This is a genomic window from Sphingomonas sp. BL-S-29 (assembly GCF_055521495.1).
This window is the reverse complement of sequence record NZ_CM145482.1, coordinates 4,464,592-4,491,299: the sequence shown is the minus strand read 5'-3', so window position 1 is coordinate 4,491,299 and position 26,708 is coordinate 4,464,592. Positions and strand designations below refer to the sequence as shown.

At 66.8% G+C, this 26,708-nt stretch carries 25 protein-coding genes; 9 read left to right on the top strand and 16 right to left on the bottom strand.

What is annotated here, in order from left to right; all coding sequences use genetic code 11:
* Window positions 1–33 precede the first annotated feature (33 nt).
* Complete coding sequence (locus tag ACZ1I2_RS21375; protein ID WP_465175920.1) at window positions 34–1,038, bottom strand: alpha/beta hydrolase; 1,005 nt, start codon at window positions 1,036–1,038, stop codon at window positions 34–36.
* Between the two features lie 95 nt (window positions 1,039–1,133).
* On the opposite strand from ACZ1I2_RS21375, the gene phaR reads away from it, so the two are divergent.
* Both phaR and ACZ1I2_RS21365 read left to right on the top strand, forming a co-directional pair.
* A complete protein-coding gene (phaR, locus tag ACZ1I2_RS21370) occupies window positions 1,134–1,688 on the top strand; it encodes a polyhydroxyalkanoate synthesis repressor PhaR (RefSeq protein WP_465173878.1) in 555 nt (184 codons plus the stop codon).
* A 9-nt stretch (window positions 1,689–1,697) separates the two neighbouring features.
* Entirely contained in the window at window positions 1,698–1,883 is a 186-nt protein-coding gene (locus ACZ1I2_RS21365) for a hypothetical protein (protein ID WP_465172176.1), read from the top strand.
* Window positions 1,884–1,937: 54 nt separating this feature from the next.
* Here the strand turns inward: ACZ1I2_RS21365 and ACZ1I2_RS21360 are convergent, their stop codons facing one another.
* Both ACZ1I2_RS21360 and ACZ1I2_RS21355 read right to left on the bottom strand, forming a co-directional pair.
* The gene (locus ACZ1I2_RS21360; RefSeq protein WP_465175921.1) at window positions 1,938–3,095 is read right to left on the bottom strand and encodes a retropepsin-like aspartic protease; all 1,158 of its coding nucleotides are present in this window, start codon (window positions 3,093–3,095) and stop codon (window positions 1,938–1,940) included.
* 47 nt (window positions 3,096–3,142) lie between these two features.
* Window positions 3,143–4,660 carry a CpaF family protein gene (locus tag ACZ1I2_RS21355; RefSeq protein WP_465172178.1) on the bottom strand — a complete coding sequence of 506 codons (1,518 nt, stop codon included), beginning with the start codon at window positions 4,658–4,660 and terminating at the stop codon, window positions 3,143–3,145.
* Between the two features lie 181 nt (window positions 4,661–4,841).
* On the opposite strand from ACZ1I2_RS21355, the gene ACZ1I2_RS21350 reads away from it, so the two are divergent.
* Entirely contained in the window at window positions 4,842–5,279 is a 438-nt protein-coding gene (locus tag ACZ1I2_RS21350; protein ID WP_465175922.1) for a DUF6265 family protein, read from the top strand.
* Here the strand turns inward: ACZ1I2_RS21350 and ACZ1I2_RS21345 are convergent, their stop codons facing one another.
* From ACZ1I2_RS21345 to ACZ1I2_RS21325, 5 genes are all read right to left on the bottom strand, one after another.
* Window positions 5,280–5,531 (bottom strand): ATP synthase F1 subunit epsilon, encoded by a 252-nt coding sequence (locus ACZ1I2_RS21345; RefSeq protein ID WP_465172180.1) that lies wholly within the window; start codon window positions 5,529–5,531, stop codon window positions 5,280–5,282.
* 132 nt (window positions 5,532–5,663) lie between these two features.
* Window positions 5,664–7,190, bottom strand: coding sequence for a F0F1 ATP synthase subunit beta (atpD, locus tag ACZ1I2_RS21340; RefSeq protein WP_465175923.1), 1,527 nt, complete (start codon window positions 7,188–7,190; stop codon window positions 5,664–5,666).
* A gap of 24 nt (window positions 7,191–7,214) precedes the next feature.
* On the bottom strand, window positions 7,215–8,093 hold the full coding sequence (locus ACZ1I2_RS21335) for a F0F1 ATP synthase subunit gamma (RefSeq protein WP_465172182.1): 879 nt from the start codon (window positions 8,091–8,093) through the stop codon (window positions 7,215–7,217).
* Window positions 8,094–8,166: 73 nt separating this feature from the next.
* Complete coding sequence (atpA, locus tag ACZ1I2_RS21330) at window positions 8,167–9,696, bottom strand: F0F1 ATP synthase subunit alpha (protein ID WP_465175924.1); 1,530 nt, start codon at window positions 9,694–9,696, stop codon at window positions 8,167–8,169.
* Window positions 9,697–9,725: 29 nt separating this feature from the next.
* Entirely contained in the window at window positions 9,726–10,280 is a 555-nt protein-coding gene (locus ACZ1I2_RS21325; protein ID WP_465175925.1) for a F0F1 ATP synthase subunit delta, read from the bottom strand.
* A 285-nt stretch (window positions 10,281–10,565) separates the two neighbouring features.
* Here ACZ1I2_RS21325 and ACZ1I2_RS21320 point away from each other — a divergent pair, with 285 nt between their 5' ends.
* From ACZ1I2_RS21320 to ACZ1I2_RS21300, 5 genes are all read left to right on the top strand, one after another.
* On the top strand, window positions 10,566–12,335 hold the full coding sequence (locus tag ACZ1I2_RS21320) for a methyl-accepting chemotaxis protein (protein ID WP_465175926.1): 1,770 nt from the start codon (window positions 10,566–10,568) through the stop codon (window positions 12,333–12,335).
* Window positions 12,336–12,427: 92 nt separating this feature from the next.
* Window positions 12,428–13,093 (top strand): hypothetical protein, encoded by a 666-nt coding sequence (locus tag ACZ1I2_RS21315; protein ID WP_465172186.1) that lies wholly within the window; start codon window positions 12,428–12,430, stop codon window positions 13,091–13,093.
* 57 nt (window positions 13,094–13,150) lie between these two features.
* Window positions 13,151–14,188: a bifunctional DNA-binding transcriptional regulator/O6-methylguanine-DNA methyltransferase Ada gene (gene ada / locus ACZ1I2_RS21310; protein WP_465172187.1), complete on the top strand. Its 1,038-nt coding sequence runs from the start codon at window positions 13,151–13,153 to the stop codon at window positions 14,186–14,188.
* On the top strand, window positions 14,185–14,655 hold the full coding sequence (locus ACZ1I2_RS21305) for a DUF1203 domain-containing protein (RefSeq protein WP_465172188.1): 471 nt from the start codon (window positions 14,185–14,187) through the stop codon (window positions 14,653–14,655). Before ada ends, ACZ1I2_RS21305 begins: the two co-directional genes overlap by 4 nt.
* Window positions 14,656–14,711: 56 nt before the next feature.
* A complete protein-coding gene (locus ACZ1I2_RS21300) occupies window positions 14,712–15,593 on the top strand; it encodes a lysostaphin resistance A-like protein (protein WP_465175927.1) in 882 nt (293 codons plus the stop codon).
* Here ACZ1I2_RS21300 and ACZ1I2_RS21295 read toward each other — a convergent pair.
* The 4 genes from ACZ1I2_RS21295 to ACZ1I2_RS21280 form a co-directional block, all read right to left on the bottom strand.
* Window positions 15,590–17,128: a S1C family serine protease gene (locus ACZ1I2_RS21295; RefSeq protein WP_465175928.1), complete on the bottom strand. Its 1,539-nt coding sequence runs from the start codon at window positions 17,126–17,128 to the stop codon at window positions 15,590–15,592. The genes ACZ1I2_RS21300 and ACZ1I2_RS21295 overlap by 4 nt on opposite strands.
* 74 nt (window positions 17,129–17,202) lie before the next feature.
* Window positions 17,203–18,771, bottom strand: coding sequence for a hypothetical protein (locus tag ACZ1I2_RS21290; protein WP_465175929.1), 1,569 nt, complete (start codon window positions 18,769–18,771; stop codon window positions 17,203–17,205).
* A gap of 20 nt (window positions 18,772–18,791) precedes the next feature.
* Window positions 18,792–20,351 (bottom strand): hypothetical protein, encoded by a 1,560-nt coding sequence (locus ACZ1I2_RS21285; RefSeq protein ID WP_465175930.1) that lies wholly within the window; start codon window positions 20,349–20,351, stop codon window positions 18,792–18,794.
* Window positions 20,352–20,408: 57 nt separating this feature from the next.
* Window positions 20,409–22,586 (bottom strand): primosomal protein N', encoded by a 2,178-nt coding sequence (locus ACZ1I2_RS21280; protein ID WP_465181524.1) that lies wholly within the window; start codon window positions 22,584–22,586, stop codon window positions 20,409–20,411.
* A gap of 64 nt (window positions 22,587–22,650) precedes the next feature.
* Between ACZ1I2_RS21280 and ACZ1I2_RS21275 the strand changes: the two genes are divergently transcribed.
* Window positions 22,651–23,535, top strand: a complete 885-nt coding sequence (locus tag ACZ1I2_RS21275) for a tyrosine recombinase XerC (protein WP_465175932.1) — start codon at window positions 22,651–22,653, stop codon at window positions 23,533–23,535.
* A gap of 122 nt (window positions 23,536–23,657) precedes the next feature.
* Here ACZ1I2_RS21275 and ACZ1I2_RS21270 read toward each other — a convergent pair whose 3' ends face one another.
* The 4 genes from ACZ1I2_RS21270 to rsmI form a co-directional block, all read right to left on the bottom strand.
* Complete coding sequence (locus tag ACZ1I2_RS21270; RefSeq protein ID WP_465172194.1) at window positions 23,658–24,257, bottom strand: DedA family protein; 600 nt, start codon at window positions 24,255–24,257, stop codon at window positions 23,658–23,660.
* Window positions 24,258–24,263: 6 nt separating this feature from the next.
* Window positions 24,264–25,214 carry a glutathione synthase gene (gene gshB, locus ACZ1I2_RS21265; RefSeq protein ID WP_465175933.1) on the bottom strand — a complete coding sequence of 317 codons (951 nt, stop codon included), beginning with the start codon at window positions 25,212–25,214 and terminating at the stop codon, window positions 24,264–24,266.
* Between the two features lie 121 nt (window positions 25,215–25,335).
* The gene (locus tag ACZ1I2_RS21260; RefSeq protein WP_465175934.1) at window positions 25,336–25,689 is read right to left on the bottom strand and encodes a YraN family protein; all 354 of its coding nucleotides are present in this window, start codon (window positions 25,687–25,689) and stop codon (window positions 25,336–25,338) included.
* Between the two features lie 179 nt (window positions 25,690–25,868).
* Window positions 25,869–26,702: a 16S rRNA (cytidine(1402)-2'-O)-methyltransferase gene (rsmI, locus tag ACZ1I2_RS21255; protein WP_465172197.1), complete on the bottom strand. Its 834-nt coding sequence runs from the start codon at window positions 26,700–26,702 to the stop codon at window positions 25,869–25,871.
* Window positions 26,703–26,708: the final 6 nt, after the last annotated feature.

Below are 26,708 nucleotides of genomic sequence, written 5' to 3'. Positions count from 1 at the left end.
TGTGGGGACTCCAGTGGAAGAGATGTTTGGCGGCTATCTAGTGCCGGGGATCGCGCTTAGCCAGTCCGCAAGGGGCTCCCAGAGCTGGGATCGCCCTCCGCGCCCGACGATCATGCCGACATGGCCCGCGCCCAGGTCGCGCCGGTCGGGCAGGTCCGCCGCGCTCCGGGCGGGCACGATCCGGTCAGTCATCGACACGAAATCGACCGCCGGGCAGGTCAGCCGCGCCGGATCGGCGATGCCGCCGCCGACCCTCCAGCGGCCGGTGCCGGGCAAATCCGCGTCGATGAAGTCGTCGAACATCTGCCGCCCGGCGGCATAGGGCAGGGGGGCGCCCGCATTCGCCCAATCCTCCATCGCGACAAAGGATCGTGCCGCGGCACTGCACGGCTCCATCGCGGCGAAAGCCTCGTACTTGGCGATGGTGCGCGCCGGGTCGAGTCGCCAGAACCCGCTCTGCAGCACTTCCATCGGCACCAGCCCCATCGTCTCGCAGGCCGGCTGCGCCGCTTGCCAGAGTGCGGCGATATCCGCCCGTGCTGCAGCGCCGAAGCCCGAAAAGCGCCAGGGCGCGGCGATCATCGCCAGCCCGGCGACCGGCACCGCGCACGCGGCCGCCATCGCGATCGTCCCGCCCAGACAATAACCGGCCAGCACCGGCGGCTGCTCGAATTTGGCGATCAGCGGCAGCAGCAATCGTTCGACATGGGCGGTCACGTCCATGCCGCGCTCGGCCGGCGTCGGGCTGCCCCAGTCGAGCAGAAATGGCCGGAATCCCTCGGCAGCGAGCCATTTCATTAACGAATTCCCGGGCATCAGGTCGAGGATGAAGGGAGGGTTGATCAGCGAGGGGACAAGGATCACCGCGCGCCCTTTGCTGTCCTTCGCGCCGTAATCGCGCAGTCGCGCGCGTCCCTTGCGGAATCGCGCCGGTGCCGGCCGGCGCGCGCGGCCTCGCGGCGCGTCCTGATAGGCGCGCAATCCCGCCAGCGCCGCGGCGCGCCGTTCAGGTGATGGTGCAGTCTCGTTGCGCAACATGTCCAGGAACAACGGAAGCGGGCGCGGACCGTGTTGCGGTGCAGTATGAAAGGGTGATACAGATGGATCAAACACAGGGTCGGGAGCCTTCTTTTATGAAGAAGCAGAATGCGGGCGACGGCCCGGTGATTATCAAGAAGTACGCTAACCGTCGTCTCTACAACACCGAGACTTCGTCCTACATCACGCTTGAGCACCTCGCCGCGATGACTCGCGAAGGCCGCGACTTCAAGGTGGTCGACGCGAAGAGCGAAGAAGACATCACGCATAACATCCTCACCCAGATCATCATGGAGGAGGAATCGCGTGGGCAGACCATGCTCCCGGTAAACTTCCTGCGTCAGCTCATCGCGATGTACGGCGATTCGATGCAGCAGATGGTGCCTGGTTACCTCGAGGCATCGATGGACAGTTTCCGCCGCAACCAGGAACAGTTCAAGTCGGCGGTCGAGGGTGCGTTCGCCAACTCGCCCTTCGCCGAACTGGCCAAGCGCAACATGGCGGTGTTCGAGGCCGCCACCCAGGCGTTCAAGCCCGGTGCGAAGCCCGGCGAGACCCCCGCACCGGCGGCGACCAAGGACGAAGAGATCGCAGCGCTCAAAGCCGAGCTCACCCGGCTTCACGAAAAGATCGAGAAGCTCGGCGACTGATTCCGGTCGATGGCGATGCCGTTCTGGATCGGCGCGGGCGGTACGCTCGCTCTGGCGATCGTCGCTGGCGTTGGTGACCGGCGGCGCAGCCGGCGCGCCAATCTCGATTCGATCGGGCTGGTCGACTGGCCGACCGTCCAGGTTCTGGCGCTGATCGTCACCGCCATTCTGGCCAGCATCGCCGCCAATAGCTGAAGCGGACACGCCGATCCTCGTTCGGGCTTGGACTTGCTCCGGGCGAAAAGGGGATCAGTAGAAGGCGGCAAGTGTCAGCTGCCGCTCGCTCCCGTCGCACAGCCCCAGCGTCACCGTCCGTCCCGCTTCTCCCGCCGGCCAGTCGCTCGCCGGCGGCGAGATGCCGTCGACCGAGCAGATCCGCTCTCCCGCGCGCCAGCCGGCCGCCTCGCCCGGCCCGCCCTTCATCACATGCAGCACGACCAGTGCCGCGCCCTGTGCCTCGACCAGCAATCCGCTGGTCGATCGTACGGACGGCATGTCCGCCTCGGGCCCCGGGCTCAGGATCATGTGACCGGCGCCGGGGTCGAGCAGCACATGATAGCGCTTGAGAAAGCCCGACCCGATCCGCCCCGCGACTCCCATGCGGCTCGAATAGCCGCCCGGCCGCTCGACATTCATCGCGACATGCCGCGCGGTGAGCGCCCCCAGCGTCAGCTCGGGCAATATCGTCAGGTCAGTGACGACCGGACCGGCGAGTCCATGGCTCATCGTCGTGGTGACGAGCGGCGCCAGCGCGCCGTGCGGGCGCCAGGCATCGCCCGAGACGGTGATCGCGCCGCCGTCCCCGGTGTCGATCACCAGCGGCCGCACGCGGACACCGTGAAGCTCCATCTCGGTGAGGTAGAAGCTCAGGTCCGTGCCCGCGCGCAGCGGTGCGGTCGCCCCGGGAAAGGGCATGCGGCCCGATTGCAGCAGCCGGAACCGCCTTCCCGGATAGTCCAGGTCGAGCGCATAACCACCGACCAGGTCGATGCCCGCCAGCATCTCGACCGGCTCGCCACCGGTCGCCGCCTGAACCAGGTCGAGCACCGCCACCTTGCCGCCAGTGCGGCGCAGCCCGCCCAGCGTGATCGACGCGGCATCGGCCCATTCGATCCCCACCGCACCGCCGATCGCGGCGGCGCTGCGCTCGCCCCGGGTCCTCAGCTTCATGCGGCGTGCATAGGCCCGCGAGATGGTGGTGACGCTGACGGCGGTATCGAGCATCGCCGTCACCGGCCTGCCGTCGAGCTCCAGCGTGAAGCGGATCTGGTCCTGCGGCGTCAGCTCGAACGGCACCCACCGCGCCTCGGTGTCGCTGGCAAGCGCGAACACAGGCGCTGGTACGGGCTGCTGCGCGACCGCGGGCGTGGCCAGGAGGGACAGGAGAAGACCGGCCAGAAAGCGCATCGGCCCCATGATAGCCAAGGTCCGTGCTCAGCCCGAGTCGGAAGGCGTCAGAGACATGCCTCGAGATAGGCCTGGTCGAAGCCGAACTGCCGTGCCTTTTCCAGCGTGTAGGGGCGCAGCCCCATCGAGCGATATTCGCCGATGATCTTCCCGTCGGCGCTCTCGTCGAGATATTCGAACTTGAACAGCTCCTGGGTGACGATCACCGGGCCTTCCATGCCGATCACTTCGGTCACGTTGGTCACGCGGCGCGAGCCGTCGCGCAGGCGCTTCACCTGGATGATCATCTCGACTGAATCGGCGATCTGGCGGCTGATCGCCTCCTTCGGCACCTTGATGTCCGACATCATCACCATGTTCTCCATACGGGCGAGCGCCTCGCGCGGGGAGTTGGCGTGGAGCGTGCACATCGAGCCGTCATGACCGGTGTTCATGGCGGCGAGCATGTCGAAACACTCGCTGCCGCGGATTTCGCCGAGGATGATGCGGTCGGGGCGCATACGCAGGGCGTTCTTCACGAGATCGCGGATGCTGATCTCGCCCTGGCCCTCCAGGTTGGCCGGGCGGGTCTCCAGCGGCAGCCAGTGCGGCTGCTGCAGGCGAAGTTCGGCCGCGTCCTCGATCGTCAGCACGCGCTCGCCCGGGTCGATCATCTTCGACAGGGCGTTGAGCATCGTCGTCTTGCCCGAACCGGTACCGCCGGAGATCACCACGTTGAAGCGGCACGCGCCGGCGATCTTCAGCGCGGTGGCCATTTTCGGGCTCATCGATCCGAATCCGGCCATCATGTCGAGCGTGATCGGCTTGGCGGAGAATTTACGAATCGAGATCGCGGTGCCGCGCAGGCTCAGCGGCGGCACGATCACGTTGACGCGGGATCCGTCCTTCAATCGCGCATCGGCGAGCGGGGTGGTCTGGTCGACGCGGCGGCCGACCGAGTTGCAGATGCGCTGCGCGATCTGGAACAGATGCTCCTCGTCGCGGAACTGGATATGCGCCAGCTCCAGCTTGCCCTTGCGTTCGACGAAGGTCTGTTCGGGGCCGTTGACCATGATGTCCGACACGTTCGGATCGGCCAGCAATTCCTCGAGCGGGCCAAGGCCGAGCAGTTCGTCGACCAGCACCTTTTCCAGCGCGAACTGCTCGCGGCGGTTGAGCGTCAGCTTCAGCTCGGCAAGCACTTCGCCGATGATCGGGCGGAATTCCTCGGCCAGCTCGTCCTTGTTCAAGGTAGCGGCGGCTTCGGGATCGACTCGCTCGAGCAGGCGGGGAAGGACCTGTTCCTTGATCTTGTGGACCGAGGCTTCGAAGCCCTCGACCTTGCTGCTGCCGGCCTCGCCCGAGGCATTTTGCCGATCGGCCAGCCGCGCCAGCGCTTCCGCATTAGCGGGGTTGCCGCCGTCATTGCTGCCCGGCAGCGGCATTTTCGGGATCGGCGGGAATTGCTCGCCGCCGCTGTCCACCTCGCGCGGCACCGCGGCGCCCTGCATCGGGCGCGCGACACCGAATGCCGGACGGCTTCCGGGTCCATTGGCTAACCCGGGACGACGTCCAAATGCACTCATGCCGATAGATTCCTCATGGTCGGGGACGGGCCTAGCGCCCAAGGCTTGATAATTGACTAACCACATTGGGTGTCGCCGCGCCTGCTCCGCCGCTCTTGAGGAGGTACGAGCCAGAACCGAGCCAGGCTGCTATGTCATGGATGGACTCGGAGGGACGGGGATGCGCCGCATAACGCCATTGATGTGTCTGCTGGCCCTGGGCGCGGGCAATGCGTCGGCCCGAGCGCCGGATCCGGATGGCCTGCCGGCCTGGCTCGCCGGCTGCTGGATTCAGCAGGAAGGGCAGGCATGGACGGAGGAATGCTGGACCGCGCCCCGCGCCGGCATGATGCTTGGTTCGGGGCGAAGCGGGGTGGGGGAACGGCTCCGATCCTGGGAGGCGACCCAGATCCTGCCCGACGTGGCGGGCAAGCCGGTGTTCTGGGCTTCACCTCAGGGCGGGCAACGCGTCGCGTTCCCGCTCGCCTCCCGCACCGCGAGCGAGATGGTGTTCGCCAATCCGGCGCATGATTACCCGCAGCGCATCCGCTATTGGCGGGACGGCGCCACGCTCAACGCGGAGATTTCAATGCTGGACGGCAGCAAGCCGATGCGCTGGCACTTCAGGGCAATGCGCTAGTTATTCGGCGCGCTCGGCGAGCACGGTCAGGCCGGCCGAGCTGACCTCCGCAAAGCCGCCTTCGATCGCAATCGTCTCGGGCTCGCCCTTTTCGGTGCGATAGATCGACAGCGCGCCGTCGCGGATCGTCGACATGACGGGCGCATGGCCTTCGAGCACACCGAAATCGCCCTCGGAACCGGGGACGACGACCATGTACACGTCCTCGGAGCGGACGAGCTTTTCGGGAGTGACGAGTTCGAAGTGCAGCATTTCGTTTCTCACTCCCCTCCCGCTTGCGGGAGGGGTTGGGGGTGGGCACCCGGTCAATCACGGGCGGTGCGTCCAGCTTAGGCCGGGCGCCCAACCCTCGGTCCCCTCCCGCGAGCGGGAGGGGAGGAAGTCTTACGCGTCCTGCGCCATCTTTTCAGCCTTGGCGATCGCTTCTTCGATGCCGCCGACCATGTAGAAAGCGCTCTCGGGCAGGTGGTCATACTCACCCTCGACCACTGCCTTGAAGCTCTTCACCGTGTCCTCGAGCTGCACGAACTTGCCCGGGATGCCGGTGAAGACCTCGGCGACGTGGAACGGCTGCGACAGGAAACGCTGGATTTTGCGCGCACGCGACACGGTCAGGCGATCGTCTTCGCTCAACTCGTCCATGCCGAGAATGGCGATGATGTCCTGCAGCGACTTGTACTTCTGCAGCGTCGACTGGACGGCGCGGGCAGTCTCGTAATGCTCCTGGCCGACGACGCGCGGCTCGAGCACGCGCGAGGTGGAGTCGAGCGGATCGACCGCCGGGTAGATGCCCAGCTCCGAGATCGCGCGGTTGAGCACGGTCGTCGCGTCCAAGTGAGCGAAGGACGTGGCCGGCGCCGGATCGGTAAGATCGTCGGCAGGCACATAGATCGCCTGCACCGAGGTGATCGAACCCTTGTTGGTCGAGGTGATGCGCTCCTGCAGCGCGCCCATGTCGGTCGACAGGGTCGGCTGATAGCCCACGGCCGACGGAATGCGGCCGAGCAGCGCCGACACTTCCGAACCCGCCTGAGTGAAGCGGAAGATGTTGTCGACGAAGAACAGCACGTCCTGGCCTTCGACGTCGCGGAAATATTCGGCGATCGTCAGGCCCGACAGCGCGACGCGGGCGCGGGCGCCCGGCGGCTCGTTCATCTGGCCATAGACCAGCGCGACCTTCGAACCCTCGGACTGCGGATTGCCGTCGGCATCCTTGGCGATGACGCCTGCGTCGAGGAACTCGTGGTACAGATCGTTGCCCTCACGGGTACGCTCGCCGACGCCGGCGAACACCGAGGTGCCGCCGTGCCCCTTGGCGATGTTGTTGATCAGTTCCTGGATCAGCACGGTCTTGCCCACGCCGGCGCCGCCGAACAGGCCGATCTTGCCGCCCTTCGCGTACGGGGCGAGCAGGTCGATGACCTTGATGCCGGTGACCAGAATGGCGCTCTCGGTCGACTGGTCGACGAACAAAGGTGCCGATGCGTGGATCGGGGCCGTCTCGGTGTGGCCGACCGGGCCACGCTCGTCGATCGGCTCGCCGATGACGTTGAGGATGCGGCCGAGCGTTTTCGGGCCGACCGGCACGCGGATCTGCGAACCGGTATCGGTGACGGTCTGGCCGCGGGTCAGGCCCTCGGTCGCGTCCATCGCGATGGTGCGGACGGTGTTCTCGCCGAGATGCTGCGCGACTTCGAGAACCAGGCGGTTGCCGTTATTGTCGGTCTCGAGCGCCGAAAGGATCGCCGGCAGGCTGCCCTGCGGAAAGGCGACGTCGACGACGGCGCCGATCACCTGGCTGATACGGCCGACATTGTTCGTCGTCGCGATCGGCGCGGTCGTCTCGGGAGCGGCTGCCTTCGCGCGCGGCTTGCGGGCAGGCTTCTCGGTGGTCGGGGCTGCGGTTGCCATCGTTCTTTCCTTGCTTCGAACTGCTTAGAGCGCTTCGGCGCCAGAGATGATTTCGACCAGTTCCGTGGTGATCGCGGCCTGGCGGGTGCGGTTATACTGAATCGTCAGCTTGTTGATCATGTCGCCGGCATTGCGCGTGGCATTGTCCATCGCGGTCATGCGGCTGCCCTGCTCCGACGCGGCATTCTCGAGCAATGCCCGGAACACCTGGATCGCCACGTTGCGCGGCAGCAGGTCGGCCAGGATCGATTCCTCGTCGGGCTCATATTCGACCGCGGCACCGCCATCGTCGACGGGAGCGGCGTTTACGTCGATCGCGACCGGGATGATCTGGCGGCCGATCGGCTCCTGCACCAGCGCCGACTGGAAGCGGGCGTAGAACAGGTGAGCGACATCGAACTCGCCCGCCTCGAAGCGTGCGATCACGTCATCGGCCACTGCACGGGCATCGGCGAACGCGACCCGCTTGATGTGACCCATCTCATGATCGGCAACGACCAGGTTCGGGTAGAAGCGCTTGAGCACGCGGCCCTTCTTGCCGGCGATGTAGATCTTCACCGTCTTGCCGGCGGCGACCAGTTCCTCGATCTTGCGGCGTGCCGCACGGACGATGTTGGTGTTGAACGCGCCTGCGAGACCACGCTCGGAGGTCGCGACGATCAGCAGATGGACCTGGTCCTTGCCGGTGCCGGCGAGCAGCTTCGGAGAGGATTCGCTGACGCTCACCTTGGCGGCGAGACTCGCCATCACCTTTTCCAGCCGCTCGGCATAGGGGCGGCCGGCGACGGCCGCTTCCTGCGCCCGGCGCAGCTTCGCGGCGGCGACCATCTTCATCGCCTTGGTGATCTTCTGCGTCGACTTCACCGAGCCGATGCGGATCTTGAGGGCCTTCAAACTAGCCATTGTTTTCCTTCTTGTGTTCCCGCGAAGGCGGGAACCCAGTCTGGGCCCCCGCCTTCGCGGGGGCACAAGTCAGTTACGCAAACGTCTTCGCGAACGCGTCGAGCGCAGCCTTGAGCTTGCCCTTGGCTTCGTCACCCAGATCCTTGGTGTCGCGGATCAGGCAGAGCACATCGGCATGGTTCGCGCGCAGATCGGCGAGCATCGCGGCTTCGTAACGCACCACGTCCTGCACCGCGACGGTATCCAGATAACCCTGAGTGCCGGCGAAGATCGACGCCGTCTGTTCCTCGAACGGCAGCGGGCTGAACTGGGGCTGCTTGAGCAGCTCGGTCAGGCGCGCGCCGCGGTTGAGCAGCTTCTGGGTCGAGGCGTCGAGGTCCGAACCGAACTGAGCGAAGGCGGCCATCTCGCGATACTGCGCCAGCTCCAGCTTGATCGAGCCCGACACCTTCTTCATCGCCTTGGTCTGCGCGGCGGAACCGACGCGGCTGACCGACAGGCCGACGTTGATCGCGGGGCGGATGCCGGCGAAGAACAGGTCGGTTTCGAGGAAGATCTGGCCGTCGGTGATCGAGATCACGTTGGTCGGAATATAGGCGGACACGTCGCCGGCCTGGGTTTCGATGATCGGCAGCGCGGTCAGCGAGCCCGAGCCATTGTCCTTGTTCATCTTCGCCGCGCGCTCGAGCAGGCGCGAGTGGAGATAGAACACGTCGCCGGGATAGGCTTCGCGGCCCGGCGGGCGGCGCAGCAGCAGCGACATCTGGCGATAGGCGACTGCCTGCTTCGACAGATCGTCGAACACGATCAGCGCGTGCATGCCGTTGTCACGGAAATACTCGCCCATCGCAGTGCCGGTATAGGGCGCGAGGAACTGCAGCGGGGCAGGGTCGGACGCGGTCGCGGCGACGACGATGGAATAGTCCATCGCGCCATTCTCGGTCAGCGTGCGGACGAGCTGCGCGACGGTCGAGCGCTTCTGGCCGACCGCGACATAGATGCAATAGAGCTTCTTTGACTCGTCGTCGCCGGCGTGATCGTTCTTCTGGTTGATGAAGGTGTCGATCGCGACGGCCGACTTGCCGGTCTGGCGATCGCCGATGATCAGCTCGCGCTGGCCGCGGCCGACGGGGACGAGGGCGTCGATCGCCTTCAGGCCGGTCTGCACGGGCTCATGCACCGAGGTGCGCGGGATGATGCCCGGCGCCTTCACCTCGACGCGGCTGCGCTGGTCGGAAACGATCGGGCCCTTGCCGTCGATCGGGTTGCCGAGGCCATCGACCACGCGGCCGAGCAGGCCCTTGCCGATCGGAACGTCCACGATCGTGCCGGTCCGCTTGACGACGTCGCCTTCCTTGATCTCCGAGTCGGACCCGAAGATCACGACGCCGACATTGTCGGCCTCGAGGTTGAGCGCCATGCCCTGCACGCCGTTGGAGAATTCGACCATCTCGCCGGCCTGGACATTGTCCAGCCCGTGAATGCGCGCAATGCCGTCGCCGACCGACAGCACCTGGCCGGTTTCGGAGACCTGAGCCTCGGTACCGAACGAAGCGATCTGGTCCTTGATGACCTTCGAGATTTCAGCGGCGCGGATATCCATTGTCAGCCTTTCCCAACAGCTAAGAGCTGTCAGCCTTTCATTGCGTGCGCGAGAGTGTTGAGACGGGTCTTGATCGAGCTATCGATCATCTGCGAGCCGATCTTCACGACCAGCCCGCCAAGCAGGGCGGGATCGACCGACAGGTCGACCGCGACGTCGCGGCCGATGCGGGTGCGAAGCTGCTGCTTCAGCGCATCGATCTGGGCGTCGGAAAGCGGATGCGCCGAGGTCACCTCGGCCGTGGTCTCGCCGCGATGGTTGGCGGCAAGCATGCGGAACGCGCGGATGATCGCGGGCAGCTGCGCCAGACGGCGGTTGTCGGCAAGCACGCCGAGGAAATTCCTGGTGGTGCCATCGACGCCCAGCGCGGTCGCCGTGGCGGCAACGGCCCTGGCGGCGTCCTGGCGGCTCACCAGCGGGCTGGCGACCAGCCGGGCGAACTCGTCCGACTGCTCCAGCGCAGCGCGCACATTGGCCAGGCTCGCCTCGACTGCGTCGATCGTCTTTGAATCGCGGGCAAGCTCGAACAGCGCGGTGGCGTAGCGACCGCTTAAGCTTGCTTGAATACCGCCGGATGTCTCCACGCGATCGAAATCCTCGTTTGGAACTGTTTGCGACCCATACGAAAAGGGAGGCCGGAATCGGCCCCCCTGATGGGTCGCCGCGCGGTTAGCATCGGGTTACGCGGGATGCAACCCGAGTCCGACCTGCCCGCTTGAGCCTCGCTATATAATATAGGTGCCGTTTCATCGTGCGCGCCATTGCCCGTGCGGGCACGATTTCCTGCATGTCACGATTTTTCCAGAATTTCACATAATCGCAACAACCAGTTAACCATGCGTTTGGGTCTTGCCCCCATAGCCGGGGTCATGCCTCGCCCAGACATCGCCGCCGCCCTTTCCGCTTTCAAGCAAATCGCCGCGCGGTGGGACGCCGGCGGCAGCAGCATCCGCTCCCAGCTTCGCCGTATCGTCTGGAGCCTGCTCGGCATCCAGGCACTCCTCGCCATCGCGCTCATCGGCACCACGTTCAGCACCAGCCACGGCGTGCGATCACTCGTGCTCGACCGGCTCGATCCGATCGGTGAGCTCCAGCGCGTCAATGACAGCTATGTCGCGGCCCTGCTCACCGCGCAGAAGGTGCAGAGCGGCAATCTCTCGGCCGACAGTGCGATCAGCGCGATCGAGGAAGCGCGCGCTACCATCCGCAGCAACTGGCGCTCCTTTTCGAGGCAGGCGCTCGATGACCGTCGCGGTGCCGCCGTCGCCCAGGTCGCCGTTGCGCGCCGGGATGCCGATGCCGCGATCGAGCGCCTGCTCGATCTGCTCCGCAGCCACCGCGTCGACCAGCTCGATTTCTTCGTCAGCGGCGCGCTCTATGCCGCGATCGATCCGCTGACGGCCGCCAGCAACGGGCTGATCGACGACCTTAGGGCGGATGCCGCGCGCGAGCGGACCGCACTCGAACGAGGCTTTGCGACGACCTATCTCATGGTCGCGTTCGTGACTCTGCTCGCCGCGCTGATCGGCTGGTGGGGCATGCGCATGCTGGCGCTGCGGATCGAACAGCCGCTCGCCGAGATCGCGGTCGCGACTGGCGGCATCACGCTCGAGCGCGACGACACGCCGATCCCCGGCCTCGACCGCACCGACGAGATCGGCGAGATCGCCCGCGCGCTGGCTTTTGCCCGCAAGCGCTCGGGCGATGCCCGGCGGCTCAGCGAGGAATCGCACCGTGCGAACGAGGCGCTGCACCGCCGCCAGGTCACCGAGCATGAAGCGCGGGCGAAACGCGCGGCCGATCTCGATGCGCTGTTCGCGGTGTTCGAGCGCGAAGCAGGGCTTGTCGTGCACGATCTCATCTCGGCCGGCCCCGCCCTGCGCGAGACGGCGAACGCCATGTCCGGCGAAGCGGGGACGACCGAGCACCATGCGCTCGCGACCGCGGCGCTGGCCAAGCAGAGTGCGTCGAGCGCCCGCACCATCGCCCAGTCCGGTGCGGCGCTCGCCGGCGCAATCGAGCGCATCAGCGACGAAGCTTATGAATCCAAGACGGGTGCGGCGCATGTGCGGGCGCGCACGCTGGAAGGTCGCGCGCATGCCGAATCGCTCGGCGTCCTGGTCGGCGAGATCGCCGGCGTGCTCGACCTCATCTCCGAAATCGCCGGGCAGACCAATCTGCTCGCGCTCAACGCGACGATCGAGGCCGCCCGCGCCGGCGATGCCGGTCGCGGCTTCGCGGTGGTCGCCGACGAGGTGAAGCTGCTGGCGCGCCAGAGCCAGGCAGCGGCGGGCCGGATCGAATCGCGCCTCGCCGCGGTCTCCCGCGCGAGCGATACGGTGCTGGAGACGATCCAGTCAGTCGATTCGCTCGCCGCTGATCTCGATCGCTCGGCCGCCAATGTCGCCGGCGCGGTCGAACAGCAGCGCGACATGACCCGCCGCATCGCCGCCGCCATCGCCGAGGTGGAAGGCGGCACCGCCGATGCGGCGACCAACATGCAGCTCCTGTACGAACGCGCCGAACGCTCGCGGCGCAGCGCCGAGAAGGTAGCGCACACCGCGGAAGCCGTCGCCGGCGGCGTCGAGACGCTGCGCAGCCGGATCAGTCGCCTGATCGACGATGTACGGGTGGCGTGAGGCGCGCTGCCGATTATTCTCGATCGGGGCTTTTCGGCATCGCTGCGATGGATAGGGTGCCGGCACCAGCTCGCACCAAGACAAGGATGACGATGAAAGCCCTGCTCCTGCTTGCCGCCGCGCTTGCCACGTCGTCCGTCAGCGCCGCCGATACGGCGGCGCCCGCCGGGTTTCGGGTCGGTGGCGTCGACTTCTCCCTGCCGCTGCCCAAGGGCTATTGCCTGCCGCAAGGCGTGCAGATCGATATCGCGCAGATGATCGCGGCGGCCGACCCCAACAGCGTCACGGATCTGACCCTGGTCCAGTGCGGCGTCACGATCGGCACGGGCGCCAACGACTATACTCTGATCAAGACGCCAACGGCGGCGCTGGCAGTGGCCGTCGATCGGCCGCAATTGCTCGCGTCGCTCGGCGCCGAGTTCGACAAGCCCGAGACGCTCAAGATGCTGCAGTCGGACGAATTCGACAGGAAGGTGTCCGAAGATGCGGGCAAGGCCATTCCGGGCAAGCCGCAATTCGCCGGCGATATCAAACCGCTCGGGCGGGACGATGTCTGCGCCTATCTGGGCGGCACAACCAAAGTCACGGGGAACGGGATCAGCTATCTCCAGGCGGTCGGAACCTGCATCACCAGCATCGGCAACCGGGTGGTCGTGGTGAATCGCTATGGCACCAAGGCCGATGACGCCGGTATCGCGGCGCTGCTGCGCGAGGCGAAGGCGGTTGCGCTGACGATCAAGGCAACCCCGCCGGCCTGATGCTTTGAGCGCAAGCCTCGGGATGTGGCGGGCATCGGCGGCGCCTATATCGGCATCATGACAGAGCCACTCGCCATCGACGCCGATATCGCCTGGGCCGCCTTCGAACGGCGCGACCGGGCCTATGACGGCCGTTTCGTCGGTGCGGTCACCTCGACCGGCATCTATTGCAAGCCGAGCTGCCCGGCGCGGCACCCGAAGCGCGAGAATGTCCTGTTCTACCGCGACGGGGCCGAGGCACGGGCGGCGGGGTTCCGCGCCTGCCTGCGCTGCACGCCCGACGAGGTCGGCCGCGACCGCGTCGCGGTGGCGCGGGCGGTAGCGCTGATCGAGGCGGACGAGGACGGCATCGGGCTCGAGGAGCTCGCCGCGCGGGTCGGCTATGCCCCGCATCATTTCCACCGCCTGTTCAAGCGCGCGACCGGGGTGACTCCCGCGGCCTATGCGCGCGGCCTCAAGGCGCAGCGCGCCGCCAAGGCACTGATCGACGAGGACAGCGTCACCCAGGCGATTTACGAGGCCGGCTATTCGGCGCCCAGCCGCTTCTACGAAGGCGGCGCCAAGCGCCTTGGCATGACGCCGAGCGCCTGGCGCAAGGGCGGGGCAGGGGTGACGATCCGCTGGACCATTGCCGATACCAGCCTCGGCCCGATGCTCGTCGCCGCGACCGACAAGGGCCTGTGCCGCGTGTCGTTCGAGGAGGGCGAGGACGCGCTGAGGGCGCGTTTCCCCAACGCCGAGATCGTGCCCGGCGGCGCGGCGCTGGCCGATCTGGCGGCGCGTGTGGTGGCGAGCGTCGAATCGCCCGATCGTCACCAGGACCTGCCGCTCGACGTGCAGGGCACCGCCTTTCAGGAAGCGGTGTGGCAGGCGCTCCGCGCCATCCCGGCCGGGGAGACGCGCAGCTATAGCGAACTTGCTGCGATCGCCGGCAATCCAAAGGCAGTCCGCGCGGCGGGCACCGCGTGCGGCCAGAACCAGGTCGCGGTGGTCATCCCGTGCCACCGCGCCCAGCGCAGCGACGGGACGCTCGGCGGCTATGCGTACGGCCTCGACCGCAAGACCGTGCTGCTCAAGCGGGAGGGCGCGGCATGAACGGCTTCGCCATCACCGGGCTCGATCCGGCGCCGTTCGTGCCGCTGTACGGCTTCAGCGATGCGGAGCTTGCCGGTCTCGGCATGGTGCGCTTGCCGGTCGATGCGAAGCCCGGCTTTCCCTGCCGCGTCTCGCTCGAGGATGCGGTGCCGGGGGAGCATGTGCTGCTGCTCAACTATGAGCATCTGCCGGTCGCCTCGCCCTATCGCCAGCGCCACGCGATCTTCGTGCGCGACGGGGCAACCGAGGCGGCGCGCTTCGAGAACGAAGTGCCCGAACAGCTCGCGATCCGCACTTTGTCGGTCCGCGCCTATGATGCGACCGGCATGATGACCGACGCCGACCTCATAGAAGGGCGCGACCTGCCGGCGCTGATCGACCGGTTCTTCGCTGATCCGGCGGTCGCCTGGCTGCACGCGCACAATGCGAAGCGCGGCTGCTTTGCCGCCAGGATCGACCGCACCTGATTTTGCGTCGGGCGGCGATGCCCGTTAGGCTCCCTCGATCATCGAGGGGGGAACTCATGGAACCGATCAGGCCCGTCACGCCGCCGAACAGCCTGGTGTGGCGCATCGTGCATTTTCCGCTGGCGCTGCTGGTCATCGGCATCGCCTTCATGATCGGGGCGGGCATGACCGCAACCCTGGTCAGCCGCGCCATCCCGCACGCCAAGAATGATTTGCTTGCGGTGCTCGTCGCGATCCTCGTCGCGGCGATCTTCATCGCTTTCTACTGCGCGTTCGTGCGGCTGGTCGAACGCCGGCCGGTCGTCGCCGAATTCGCGCTGAACGGCTGGGCGAAGGAACTCGGCGCCGGCCTGCTCGGCGGTTTCCTGCTCTTCTCGGTGGTGGTGGGCATCATCGCGGCGGCCGGCGGCTATGAAGTGATCGGCCAACATCCCGCGGCGGTGCTGCTGCCGGTGCTCGCCATTTCGATCACCTCGGGCGTGACCGAGGAGATCATGCTGCGCGGTATCTTCTTCCGGCTGCTCGAATCCTGGCTGGGCAGCTGGATCGCGCTGATCCTGTCCGCCGCGCTGTTCGGTGCGCTGCATCTCGGCAATCCCAATGCGTCGTTGCTGGCGGGCTCCGCCATCGCGCTTGAGGCGGGCGTCATGCTCGCCGCGCTCTATACGGTGACGCGCCGGCTATGGGCGGCGATCGGATTGCATGCGGCGTGGAACCTCTCGCAGGGCGGCATCTACGGCATCGCCGTGTCCGGCTTCAGGCAGGACGGCATCCTGATCCCGCGGATCAGCGGCTCAGACCTGCTGACCGGCGGGTCCTTCGGCGCCGAGGCGTCGCTGCCGGCGGTTATCGTGTGCACTGCTTTTGGCGTGGCGCTGCTCGTGCTCGCCTATCGCCGCGACCGGATCGTGCCGCCCTTCTGGGTGAGGAAGCCCTAACTGGCCGCCTTGCAGGAATAGACGATCTTCTCGTTGGGATAGGGCGGCAGCAGCGTGCGGATCGCGCGTTGCTGAGTCGCCAGATTGGCCCGCCCCGCCTCGTCCGGGGTGCAGGCCTTGATCGTCACCTGCGACCTGATCTTCCGGAGCGAGTCCATCTGCGTCGCGCTCAGGAAATAGCGCTGGCTGGAATAGACTCGCGCCGCCGGGTCGAACTGCAGGATGGAGACGGTCTGTTCCTCGTCCGGCACCAGGATGCGGTCCCATTTGCTGCCGTTTTCGGCATATTGAGTGCGCCCGTTCATGCAGCCCGCGCTGCCCCAGTCGATCGTCAGGTCGTCGATCGAAGAGGAGACGATCCGGCTGCGATCCGGCATCACGGTGCACACCATCTTGCCCAGCGGGGCAGTGGAGGACACTGCCGGCGCCTGGGTCGGCGCGACATCGGGCGGCAACGTCACCTCGCCGCTCGGCCGGGTGAAGAACACCACCGCCGAGGCGAGCATCAGCACCCCGCCGGCCGAAGCAGCCCAGATCGCCTCGCGCCGTTTGCGCCGCACCTCGAGCAACCCGCCTCCGCCGACCGCGAGCGCGCCCGCGACTAGCAGCACGGCGGCCAGCGCCATGATGTTCTCGCGATTCCGCTCGGCCGCGACGCGCGCATTGCCCAGCGCCTGTTCGCGCGCGACGGCGGCCTGGGCGGCGGCCTCGCGCGTCGCCGCATCGGCTTCGGCGCTGGCGCGCGCATCGGCCTCGCTGTCCTGTTTCACCCGGTCGAGGATCGAGGTGCAGGGCGTGCCGACCGCGGGATAGTCCTGCCCGGCCTCGCGCAGGAACGCCGCGACCTCCGAATCGGCGATGGCGAAGCCGAAGCTCGAATCGCCTTCCTCGCCCTTGGCGAAGGACGAATTCACCCCGATCACCCGCCCGCACGGATCGAGCAAAGGCCCGCCCGAATTGCCCCGCGCGATGTTCGCGGTGTGGAGCAGCACGTCGACGCCCGACATGACGCGCCGGCCCGAGAACACGCCTTCGGACCGGATCGGCGACAGCGGATGGATATAATCGACCGCCGAGCGCGCCGTCGCTAGATCGACATTGCCGGGATAGCCGAGCGCAGTGACCGGCGCGCCTTCCTCGACCGGCCCGCTATAGAGCGCGACCGTCGGCAGCTTCGTGCCGGTGAACTCGATCAGCGCGAGATCGCGCGCGGCATCGATTGCGATGACCTTGCCCTCATAGCTTTTGGCGCCCTCCGAGGGCACCACGCCGACCACGACATTGTCGGGATAACGCTTGGCCAGATCGACGACATGCGCATTGGTCACGATCCGGTTGGGCGTGATCGCAAAGCCGCTGCCATGGCCGAAGCCCACCACTTCGTCATCGACCACCGCGATGGTGACGATCCGCACCACCCCGCGCCCGGTGGCGGAGATGTCGTCGGCGTGCGCGGGGGCTATTAGGGCAATGAGCAGCGCGAGCGCGCCGAACAGGGCACGGCGCACGGCGGCGGGGAAAAGGGCAATCGGCATCGCCGGCGATTCTGACATCAACCGGCGCGCCGGGACAGGGAAAATGCGCGCGACGAACCGTCGTCGCGCACGACTCAGCTTTTCTTGTCGCCAGGTTTCGCCTTGGCGTCGTCTGGTTCCTTCCTCTTGGCGCTATCCGCCTGCAGCACCACGATCGCCGCAGCCGTGCCGCCGCTGTCGAGTGCCGCGATTACCCGCTTCGCCTGATCCGCTAGGTCGCCGCCATGCGGGCTGAAGGCGATCGGTTCAATCGCGACGCGTGCTTCCCGCGTCATGCCGTCCTGCAGAAATATACGCGATGCCTCCAGCCGCAGCACGGTATTCTGCGGCGACAGTTTATAGGCGTAGATCAACGCATCGCGCGCACTCTTCGGCGCGCCCTGGCCTGCCTCGGCGAAGCTCTCGAAATAAAGTTGCGGTGCCCAGGAATAGAGCGGGTCGATCTTGTTCGCGGCCAGGAACCACCGCCGGGCCGCCGTCCAGACGGCGGGGTCCTTGTTCTGCGCCTTTTCGGCGATCGCCATCTGCGCCTTGCCCTTGTAGATCAGCGCATGGACCGATTTCGGATCGGCCGCCAGCGCGCGGTCGGCTGCGGCATTGGTCTCGGCCAGATTGCCCGCGTCGAGTTCGGCCTCGGCCAGCGCGTTCTGCGCGCCCGCATCATTCGGATAGGGTGCGGCGAGTTGCCGGGCCTGCACGAGCACTTCCTTGGCCAGCTTCGCGTCGACCCCGTTCTGCGATCGCATCCTGGCCGGCATCACTGCCGCCTCGCCCGGGGAAAGCGCGCGCACCGTAACCTCGCCGATCGGTAGCTTGGCGGCGGCGAGCGTGGCGGCTGGAAGTGTCTTGCGCGCGCCATAGCCGTTGAGCTTGAGGTCGAGGGACGGCGCAACGCCGATCAGGGCGGCCGCTTCCGCAGGCGTTTTTCCGGTGTTGATCGCGCCGATATAGGCGGCGAGTTGTTTCGCGCGGTCCGGATCGAACATCAGGAAATGGGTCAGCAGCCAGGATCGCCCGTAGAAAATCTGGGTCTGCATGGTGTCGTGGGAATCCGGCGCGCCGGCCACCAGCTTTTCGACGGGCAGGTCGTTCATGCGGTCGATGCCGTAGCTGCGATAGCCTGGAACCGCACCGATCACGACGCTGCCGTCATCCCGCTCCCGCGCCGTCGCGAACAGCTCGGCAAACCCTTCGCTGAACCATTGCGGGAAGACCACATCGCCCCAGTTCGAATACATCAGGTGATGCGTATATTCGTGTTGGAGCACCATGCGCGGCGTCAGCGTCTGGCCGGAATCCGACGGGCTCTGTGCCGGAACGAAGGCGATGGGGCCCGATGGCATCTCACGGCGATAATAGCCGCCGACGTTCCGATTCTTGTCGCCCAGCATCTTCTGTACGTCGGCCATCGTCGGCAGGACGAACACGACAACCCGCGCGTTCGGCCCGACCTGACGTTCCTTGAGGTTCAGCGCGACCCGGACGGCGCGGTCGAACCGCTCGAGCCGGGTGGTCATGGCCTTCACATCGGCCGGTTTGTCGTCCGCATAGACGATGAAATGCTCGGACGTGCCTTCCTGCCACTCGGCGCTTGCGGCTGATGGAATGAGACAGGCCAGGCCCAGAATGACGCTGCGAAACATGCGATCCCCCGATGGTTGCTTCACTTCGCGTCACCCTGCTTCTTCAGCAGCCGGTCGAGCATGTCGCGAGGCGTCTCGTGCTTCGGCGTGCCGGCGAGGCGGTACTTCTCTTCATCCTTGTCGCGTTCCGCACGTTCCTTGTCCGACAGATTGTCCTTCTCGTTGAAGGCGGCGAGGCGGATCACGTTGATCGCGTCCTTGACGTCGCCATGCGCCTCGAAACTCGCCGCTAGCTGGTAACGCAGTTCGTTCGCCGCGGGCACCATGTCCAGCGCCCTGTAAAGGGCGTTATGCGCATCCGCGGTGGGCGCGATGCCCTGCATGCCGAAGCTGTCGAAATAGGCCTTTAGCACGACCGGATCGTCTGCGGCCTTGCGCGCCGCGTTGACGATGATGCGCCGGGCAGCCGTCCAGGCCGCCGTGTCGGTCGACTTGGCCTCACGCAAGGCATCCATCCTGACCAGCGCCTGGTGCATCATGGCGTGCGGATCCTCGGGTGCGAGGGCGTTCCAGCGCGCGACCGAGGCCTCGTAATCCGTCCGGTCTCCGGCGAGCCGGTCTGCTTCCGCGCGCAGCCGCAACGTCCAGGCGGTGTCGCCCGCGCGTGTCGCATCATCGCGGACCTTCGCCGCGAAGGCCTTCACATTGCGACGCGACAGGCCGGCATAGAGCTTCAGGTCGTCCATCACCATCGCCGCCTGGTCGGCCGGCAACTCCTGCACGGTGATCGGTGGAATCGAGATCGGCTTGAACGTGATGTACGTCGCGGGAAGCCGGTTGCGCTTGCTGTAGGCGCTGAGTTCCGCGTTGAGCTTTCCGAGATCTCCAAAGGCATCCTTGGCCGCATCCTCGAAGGACATTCCCGCGTTGATGTTCGCGAGATATTTGGCGAGCTGCCCATCGCGCTTGCCGCCGAGTTGCAGGTAATGAGTCAGCAGCCATCCCTCGGCGTAGAGAGCGCCGACATTGCCTTTCATGTCGTCATAACTGTGCGCCGCCAGAATTTCCTGGACGGGCGTCCACAGCTCCTTGCGCAACGTGTAGTAACGGCTCTCCGACAGCGTGCCGAGGATCGCCTCGTTCGTGTCGTCGATCTTCGAGGCACCGATGAATTCGGCAAATCCCTCGACGTACCAGGGCGGATACGCCACGTTGTAATATTGGAACATGAAGTGGTGGGTCAGTTCGTGGAACAGCACGAGCTGCGATGGAAAGCCGTGGCCGGCATCGCTCTGCCGGCTGATCACCGAATAGGGCCCGCGCGGGCTGGCGTCGTAATATCCCGCCACACCCTCGACCTGATTGGGGAAGGGCATGGTCTGCTGGACGTCGTAATAGCTGCGGACGACGAAGACCTTCACCTTCATCCCCGCCTTGTCCTTGCTCTTGTCGAGCCCAGTCATCGCCCGCTGCAGCAGGTTCAACTTTTCCAGCCGCTCGGCCTGGCGGCGAATGGTCGCCTCGTCATCCTCGCTATAAACGATGAAATGCGTCGATTCGGCCTTGCGCCATGCTGCTTCGGCGGCGCCCGGCAGGCAGCACGCGAGCGCCATCAGCGGCGCCATCACTTTGCGAATCATCCTTGTTCCCCCAATCCCTCGAAAGGTCATGAAGGCCCTTCTAGCGCGCTGTAAGTCCTAGAGAAAGCTGTAAGGGTCGACATCGACCACGACACGCACCTTGCTCGGCCAGTCGAGCTTGCCGAGCCAGTCGCGGATCACGTCCTGCACGTCGAGCGCACGCCGCGCATGGACCAGCAGGCGGAACCGGTGCCGCCCGCGCAGCATCGCCAGCGGCGCGGGGGCGGGGCCGTACACTTCCATTGCCTCCAGCTTCGGCGCGGTGCGGCCGATCAAGGTCGCGATCTCCTGCGCCGCCGCCTGGTCCTCGCTCGACACCACGATCCCGGCGAAGCGCCCGAAGGGCGGCGCGCCGGCCTCGCGGCGGGATTCGGTCTCGGCTTCGTAAAAGGCGTCGGCATCGCCCGTCACCAGCGCGCGCATCACCTGCGCGTCGGGGCTGTGGGTCTGGATATAGACATGGCCCGGCTTCTCGCCGCGCCCGGCGCGCCCCGCGACCTGCATGATCTGCTGGAAGGTCCGTTCCGACGCGCGCAAATCGCCCCCGCCCAGCCCGAGATCCGCATCGATCACCCCGACCAACGTCAGATTGGGGAAATGATACCCCTTGGTGACCAGCTGCGTTCCGACCACGATATCGATATCGCCCGCCTCCATGCGGTGGACGAACTCCGCCGCCTTGGCCGGCGACCAGATCGTGTCGGAGGTGACGATCGCGGTCTTCGCCGCGGGGAACAGCGCGCGCACTTCGTCGGCGATGCGCTCCACGCCAGGCCCGACCGCGACCAGCGTGTCCGCGTTGCCGCATTCCGGGCAGGCGCGCGGCACTGGCTCGATATGCCCGCAATGATGGCAGGCGAGCCGCGCGACCAGGCGGTGCTCGACCATCCACGCCGTGCAATTGGGGCATTGGAAGCGGTGCCCGCAGGTGCGGCACAGGGTCAGTGGGGCATAGCCGCGCCGGTTGAGGAACAGCAGCGACTGCTCGCCGCGTTCGAGCCGTTCCTCGATGCCCTTGACGATTGCCGGCGCGATCCAGCGGCCGCGCTCGGGCGGGTTGGCGATCAGGTCGATCGCCTCGATCGCCGGCATTTCCGCCGCGCCCCAGCGCCCCGGCAGCTTCAGCTCGGCATAACGCCCCAGCGCGACCTGCTGCCGCGTCTCGATCGCCGGCGTGGCCGAGGCGAGGATCACCGGGCATTTCTCGAACAGCCCGCGCATCACCGCCACGTCGCGCGCATGATAATGCACGCCTTCTTCCTGCTTGAAGCTGGTCTCATGCGCTTCGTCGACCACGATCAGGCCGAGATTGGCATAGGGCAGGAACAGCGACGATCGCGCGCCCACCGTCACCAGCGCCTGCCCGCTGGCGATCGCGCGCCAGGCGCGGCGCCGCTGCGACTGGCGCAGACCCGAGTGCCAGGCAACCGGCGCCACGCCGAAGCGCGCGGCGAAGCGCTGCAGGAAGGGTTCGGTCAGCGCGATCTCGGGCAGCAGGACGAGCGTCTGCCGACCGGCGCGGATCGCGGCGGCCACCGCCTCGAAATAGACCTCGGTCTTTCCCGAGCCGGTGACCCCGTCGAGCAGGGTCGGCTGGAATGCCGCCGCCTCGACATTGGCGATCAGCACCTTGGCCGCCGCACGCTGGTCCGGCGACAGGGCCGGCACGCCATGTTCGGGATCGGGTAGGGGAAAGGGACTGTCGATATCCACCTCGACCGCCTCCAGCGCCCCGGTCTTGACCAGCCCGCGGATCACCGCGTCGGAGACGTTAGCGGCCAGCGCCAGCTCGCGGATCAGCCCCTGGCGCTCGCCGATCCGCTCCAATGCCTGTTCGCGCTGCGGCGTCAGCCGATCGGGCACCAGCCCGGTCGCGCGATATTCGGTTACGGTCCGTCCGCCCTCCAATGCCGAGGTGGAGGCAAGCGCCATGCGCGCCACCGAGGCGGGCGGGGCGAGATAATAATTCGCGGTCCATTCGATCAGTCGGCGCAACGGTGCGGCGAGCGGCGGCACGGGCATCACGCCGACCAGATTGCGCAGGCGGTTGTCGCCGACTTCCGCATCGGACGGCATGTTTTCCGGCTCCCACACCACCCCGATCAACTGGCGCGGCCCCAGGGGCGCGACGACGATCGACCCCGGCTCGACCGTCATCCCGTGCGGGACTCGGTAATCGAGCGGGCCGAGCGCTGAATTCATGACAAGGACACGGGCGCGGGACACGGCGCCCATATGGCGGCTCGGCGGCCTCGCGCAAAGCTTCCGCATGAACCTGCTTCGGCGCTATGGTCGGACCATGTCCGGTCTCGCCCCCGATTTCGCCGATCATCTCCGCCGCGACCGACGCCGCTCGGTGCACACGATCCGCGCCTATGAAGCGACGGCCAACCGGCTGATCCACTTTCTCGAAACCCATTGGGGCGGCGCCGTCTCGCGCGATTCGCTCGGCAAGGTCAGCGCCGCCGATCTGCGCGCCTATCTCGCGCTGCGCCGCGGCGAGGGATTGGGCAACGCATCCGCGGCGCGGGAATTGTCGGCGGTGCGCTCCTTCCTGGTCTTTGCCGGTGGGGCAGGGGCGCCGCCCCGGGTGAAGGGGCCGCGCGTCAAGAAGGGCGTGCCGCGCCCGATCTCGCCCGACGAAGCGGTCGCGCTGGCCGAGGATGTCGAGGAGAATGCGGCCGAACCCTGGATCGGCGCGCGCGACTGGGCGGTGCTGATGCTGCTCTACGGCGCCGGCCTGCGCGTCGGCGAAGCGACCGGGTTGACGGGCGCGGTGCTGCCGCTCGGACCCACGCTCAGCGTCACCGGCAAGCGCGACAAGACCCGGATCGTGCCCTTGCTGCCGCAGGTGCGTGAGGCGATCGAGGCTTACCTCCAGACCTGCCCCTGGCCGATCTCCCGCGATACGGCGCTGTTCCGTGGCGCCAAGGGCGGGCCGCTATCGCCTGCGATCGTGCGCCGCTCGGTCCAGGCGGCGCGGGTCCGGCTCGGGCTGCCCGAACGCACCACGCCCCATGCGCTGCGCCACAGCTTCGCGACGCATCTGCTGGGGCGGGGTGCCGACTTGCGCGCGCTGCAGGAATTGCTCGGCCATGCCAGCCTCAGCTCGACCCAGATCTACACCGCGGTCGACGCGGCGCATCTGCTCGACGTGTACCGGAATGCCCATCCGCGGGCTTAGGGGCTTTCACCGGCCCCTCTCTCCCGTTCGTTTCGAGCGAAGTCGAGAAACTTTGATGGAGCGCTAGGCCCGGTTTCTCGACTTCGCTCGAAACGAACGGAGAGGTGGTGTTTCTGAACCACTCACCCCCGCGGCTTCCACGTAAACACGCGCCACACATACACCAGCACGATCCCCACCATGATCGCCAGCGCGCCCGGCCCGATGAACCGGTCCAGCGCATGGAAATTCGCGCCGAGATACCAGCCGGCCCAGGTCAGGAGGCAGTTCCATATCGCGCTACCCGCCGCCGTCCACAGCAGGAAGCGCCAGCGCGGCATGCAGGTCATGCCGGCGGGCAGCGAGATGATCGTGCGGAAGGCCGGCATGAAGCGGAACACGAAGACGATCCACTCGCCGTGCCGCGTGAAGAAGGCATGGAGTCGCTCGACCTCATGCCAGTCCACGGTGAGCCAGCGGCCGTGCCGATCGACCCAGGGCTTCAAACCGAGATACCCGAAGCGCCGGCCCAGCGCGTACCAGAAATAATTGCCGACGACCGTGCCCGCCGTGCCGACCGCGATCAGCGGCAGCGCCTCCATCTGCCCGCGCGCCACCGCGATGCCGCCCAGCCCCATGATCACCTCGGACGGGATCGGCGGGAAGACATTCTCGAGGATCATCAGCAGGAAGATGCCGAAATAGCCGCCCCAGGCAGTCAGATCGATGATGAACTCGGTCACGAAATGCTACGCGGCGACCTTCGCCTCGATCGCATCCCAGATCAGGCCCGCCACATCGGTCCCGTCGAACCGCTCGATCGCGACGATCCCGGTCGGCGACGTAACGTTGATCTCGGTCAGCCATTTGCCGCCGATCACGTCGATGCCGACGAACAGCAGCCCGCGCTTCTTCAGTTCGGGGCCGAGCACCGCGCAGATCTCTTCCTCCTCGGGCGTCAGGATCGATTTCTCCGCCGATCCGCCCACCGCGAGGTTGGAGCGGATCTCGCCCGCGCCGGGCACGCGGTTGATCGCGCCCGCCACTTTACCGTCGACCAGCACGATGCGCTTGTCGCCCTTCGCCACATCGGGGAGGAACGCCTGGATCATGTGCGGCTCGCGGTACGCGGTGTTGAACACCTCGATCAGCGCCGACAGGTTCGCCCCGTCGCTGCCCACCTTGAAGATCGCCTTGCCGCCATTGCCGTGCAGCGGCTTGACCACGATCTCGCCGTGCGTGGCGAGAAAGGCGCGCGCTTCGTCGAGCGAGCGGGTGACCAGGGTCGGTGGCATGAAGCGCGCATAATCGAGCACGAAGACCTTTTCGGGCGCGTTGCGGACATTGGCGGGATCGTTCACCACCAAAGTCTCGTGTGCAATGCGCTCGAGCAGGTGCGTCGCGGTGATATAGCCGAGATCGAACGGCGGATCCTGCCGCATCAGCACGACATCGGCTTGCTTGCCGAGATCGAGGCTGACCGGGTCGCCGAAGCTGAAATGATTGCCGATGACGCGCTGCACCGTCACCGGATGCGCCTTGGTCCAGACGCGCCCGTCCGAATAGTTCAGATCCTCGGCGGTGTAGTGAAATAGCCGGTGCCCGCGCGCCTGCGCCGACAGCATCAGCGCAAAGGTTGAATCGCCCGCGATGTTGATCGCATCGAGCGGGTCCATCTGGACGGCGACGGTAAGCGGCATCGAACAACCTCCGTTCGTCCTGAGCTTGTCGAAGGACTGTCCTTCTTCTCAGGAAGAAAATGCAAGGCTTCGACAAGCTCAGCCCGAACGGTCGGGGATGTAGGCGCGGGTTAGGCGGTTGTCACCCGATCCACGCATTCTCGATATGACGCGGTCGCGTGCCGGGCGCGAGCAGGATCACGTCGACGCGGATGTCGTCTCCGGGGCCAGCATATTTCGGCATGAGGTATTCCGCGGCTGCCGCGACCCGCGAGAGGCGGCGCGCGTCGATTGCGAAGTCGAGTTCGGCCGAGGTCTTGCGCATCTTCACTTCGACGAAGGCGACCAGGTTGCCGCGCCGCGCGACCAGATCGACCTCGCCGGCTGGCGTCCGCACGCGGCGATCGAGGATGCGCCAGCCCTTGAGGCGGAGCCACCATCCGGCGAGACGCTCGCCGCGACGGCCGGCGGCTTCGGCAACGCGGCGGTCACGCACCCCTTATTCCTCCCTCGCGAAGCGGGGGAGGGGGACCGCCCGCTTCTTCAGCGGGTGGTGGAGGGGGCTTGGCACACGGTGCATCTGTTCCGCGCTCCAAGCCCCCTCCACCATTCGCCGGAAGAGGCGAATGGTCCCCCTCCCCCGGTTCCCGGGGGAGGAATGAAGTGCGCCACCCATCACCCCTTCATCTCCAGCGCTCGCGCGTAAAGCTCCTTGCGGTCCACCCCGAGCTTCTTCGCCACCTCGCTGACCGCCTTGGCCATGGGCAATCGCGTCAGCGCCTCGGTCAATGCCGCCTCGGCATCGTCCACGCTCGCCGCTTCGGGCTCGCCGGGCGGTGCCACCACCACCACGATCTCCCCGCGGGGCGGCGCATCGGCATAGCGCGCGGCGAGCGACGACAGGGTGCCCGTCACCGCTTCCTCGAACTTCTTGGTGATCTCCCGCGTCACCGCTGCCTCGCGGTCGCCCAGCCCCTCGGCCAGCGCCGCCAGGGTCGCGCCCAGGCGCGGCCCGGATTCGTACAGCACCAGCGTCGCCCGCACCGATCCGATCTCGGCGATCGCCGTCGCGCGCGCCTGCGCCTTGGGCGGCAGGAAGCCGCAATAAAGGAACCGGTCGGTCGGCAGCCCGGCGAGCGTCAGCGCGGCGATCGCTGCGCAGGGGCCGGGGATCGTCACCACCAGATGCCCGGCCGCGCGCGCATCGCGCACCAGCTTGTAGCCGGGATCGGAGATCAGCGGCGTCCCCGCATCGGACACCAGCGCCACCGCCTCGGTGCCCATCCGCGCGATCAGGCCGGGGCGGACATGCTCGGCATTATGATCATGATAGGGTGTCATTGGCCGCTTCACCCCGATATGGCGCAGCAGGCCCGCCGTCACACGCGAGTCTTCGACTGCAACTACCGCGGCGTTTGAGAGTATATGCGCGGCGCGCGGACTCAGATCGCCAAGATTGCCGATCGGGGTGGCAACGATATAGAGACCGGGCGCGAGTTCGGCGTTCATTGGAGC

Coding starts and splice junctions, on each gene's coding strand:
- ACZ1I2_RS21375 (WP_465175920.1), bottom strand. CDS start 1,038: ATGTTGCGCAACGAGACTGCACCATCACCTGAACGGCGCGCCGCGGCG.
- phaR (WP_465173878.1), top strand. CDS start 1,134: ATGAAGAAGCAGAATGCGGGCGACGGCCCGGTGATTATCAAGAAGTAC.
- ACZ1I2_RS21365 (WP_465172176.1), top strand. CDS start 1,698: ATGGCGATGCCGTTCTGGATCGGCGCGGGCGGTACGCTCGCTCTGGCG.
- ACZ1I2_RS21360 (WP_465175921.1), bottom strand. CDS start 3,095: ATGCGCTTTCTGGCCGGTCTTCTCCTGTCCCTCCTGGCCACGCCCGCG.
- ACZ1I2_RS21355 (WP_465172178.1), bottom strand. CDS start 4,660: ATGAGTGCATTTGGACGTCGTCCCGGGTTAGCCAATGGACCCGGAAGC.
- ACZ1I2_RS21350 (WP_465175922.1), top strand. CDS start 4,842: ATGTGTCTGCTGGCCCTGGGCGCGGGCAATGCGTCGGCCCGAGCGCCG.
- ACZ1I2_RS21345 (WP_465172180.1), bottom strand. CDS start 5,531: ATGCTGCACTTCGAACTCGTCACTCCCGAAAAGCTCGTCCGCTCCGAG.
- atpD (WP_465175923.1), bottom strand. CDS start 7,190: ATGGCAACCGCAGCCCCGACCACCGAGAAGCCTGCCCGCAAGCCGCGC.
- ACZ1I2_RS21335 (WP_465172182.1), bottom strand. CDS start 8,093: ATGGCTAGTTTGAAGGCCCTCAAGATCCGCATCGGCTCGGTGAAGTCG.
- atpA (WP_465175924.1), bottom strand. CDS start 9,696: ATGGATATCCGCGCCGCTGAAATCTCGAAGGTCATCAAGGACCAGATC.
- ACZ1I2_RS21320 (WP_465175926.1), top strand. CDS start 10,566: ATGCCTCGCCCAGACATCGCCGCCGCCCTTTCCGCTTTCAAGCAAATC.
- ACZ1I2_RS21315 (WP_465172186.1), top strand. CDS start 12,428: ATGAAAGCCCTGCTCCTGCTTGCCGCCGCGCTTGCCACGTCGTCCGTC.
- ada (WP_465172187.1), top strand. CDS start 13,151: ATGACAGAGCCACTCGCCATCGACGCCGATATCGCCTGGGCCGCCTTC.
- ACZ1I2_RS21305 (WP_465172188.1), top strand. CDS start 14,185: ATGAACGGCTTCGCCATCACCGGGCTCGATCCGGCGCCGTTCGTGCCG.
- ACZ1I2_RS21300 (WP_465175927.1), top strand. CDS start 14,712: ATGGAACCGATCAGGCCCGTCACGCCGCCGAACAGCCTGGTGTGGCGC.
- ACZ1I2_RS21295 (WP_465175928.1), bottom strand. CDS start 17,128: ATGCCGATTGCCCTTTTCCCCGCCGCCGTGCGCCGTGCCCTGTTCGGC.
- ACZ1I2_RS21290 (WP_465175929.1), bottom strand. CDS start 18,771: ATGTTTCGCAGCGTCATTCTGGGCCTGGCCTGTCTCATTCCATCAGCC.
- ACZ1I2_RS21285 (WP_465175930.1), bottom strand. CDS start 20,351: ATGATTCGCAAAGTGATGGCGCCGCTGATGGCGCTCGCGTGCTGCCTG.
- ACZ1I2_RS21280 (WP_465181524.1), bottom strand. CDS start 22,586: ATGGGCGCCGTGTCCCGCGCCCGTGTCCTTGTCATGAATTCAGCGCTC.
- ACZ1I2_RS21275 (WP_465175932.1), top strand. CDS start 22,651: ATGTCCGGTCTCGCCCCCGATTTCGCCGATCATCTCCGCCGCGACCGA.
- gshB (WP_465175933.1), bottom strand. CDS start 25,214: ATGCCGCTTACCGTCGCCGTCCAGATGGACCCGCTCGATGCGATCAAC.
- rsmI (WP_465172197.1), bottom strand. CDS start 26,702: ATGAACGCCGAACTCGCGCCCGGTCTCTATATCGTTGCCACCCCGATC.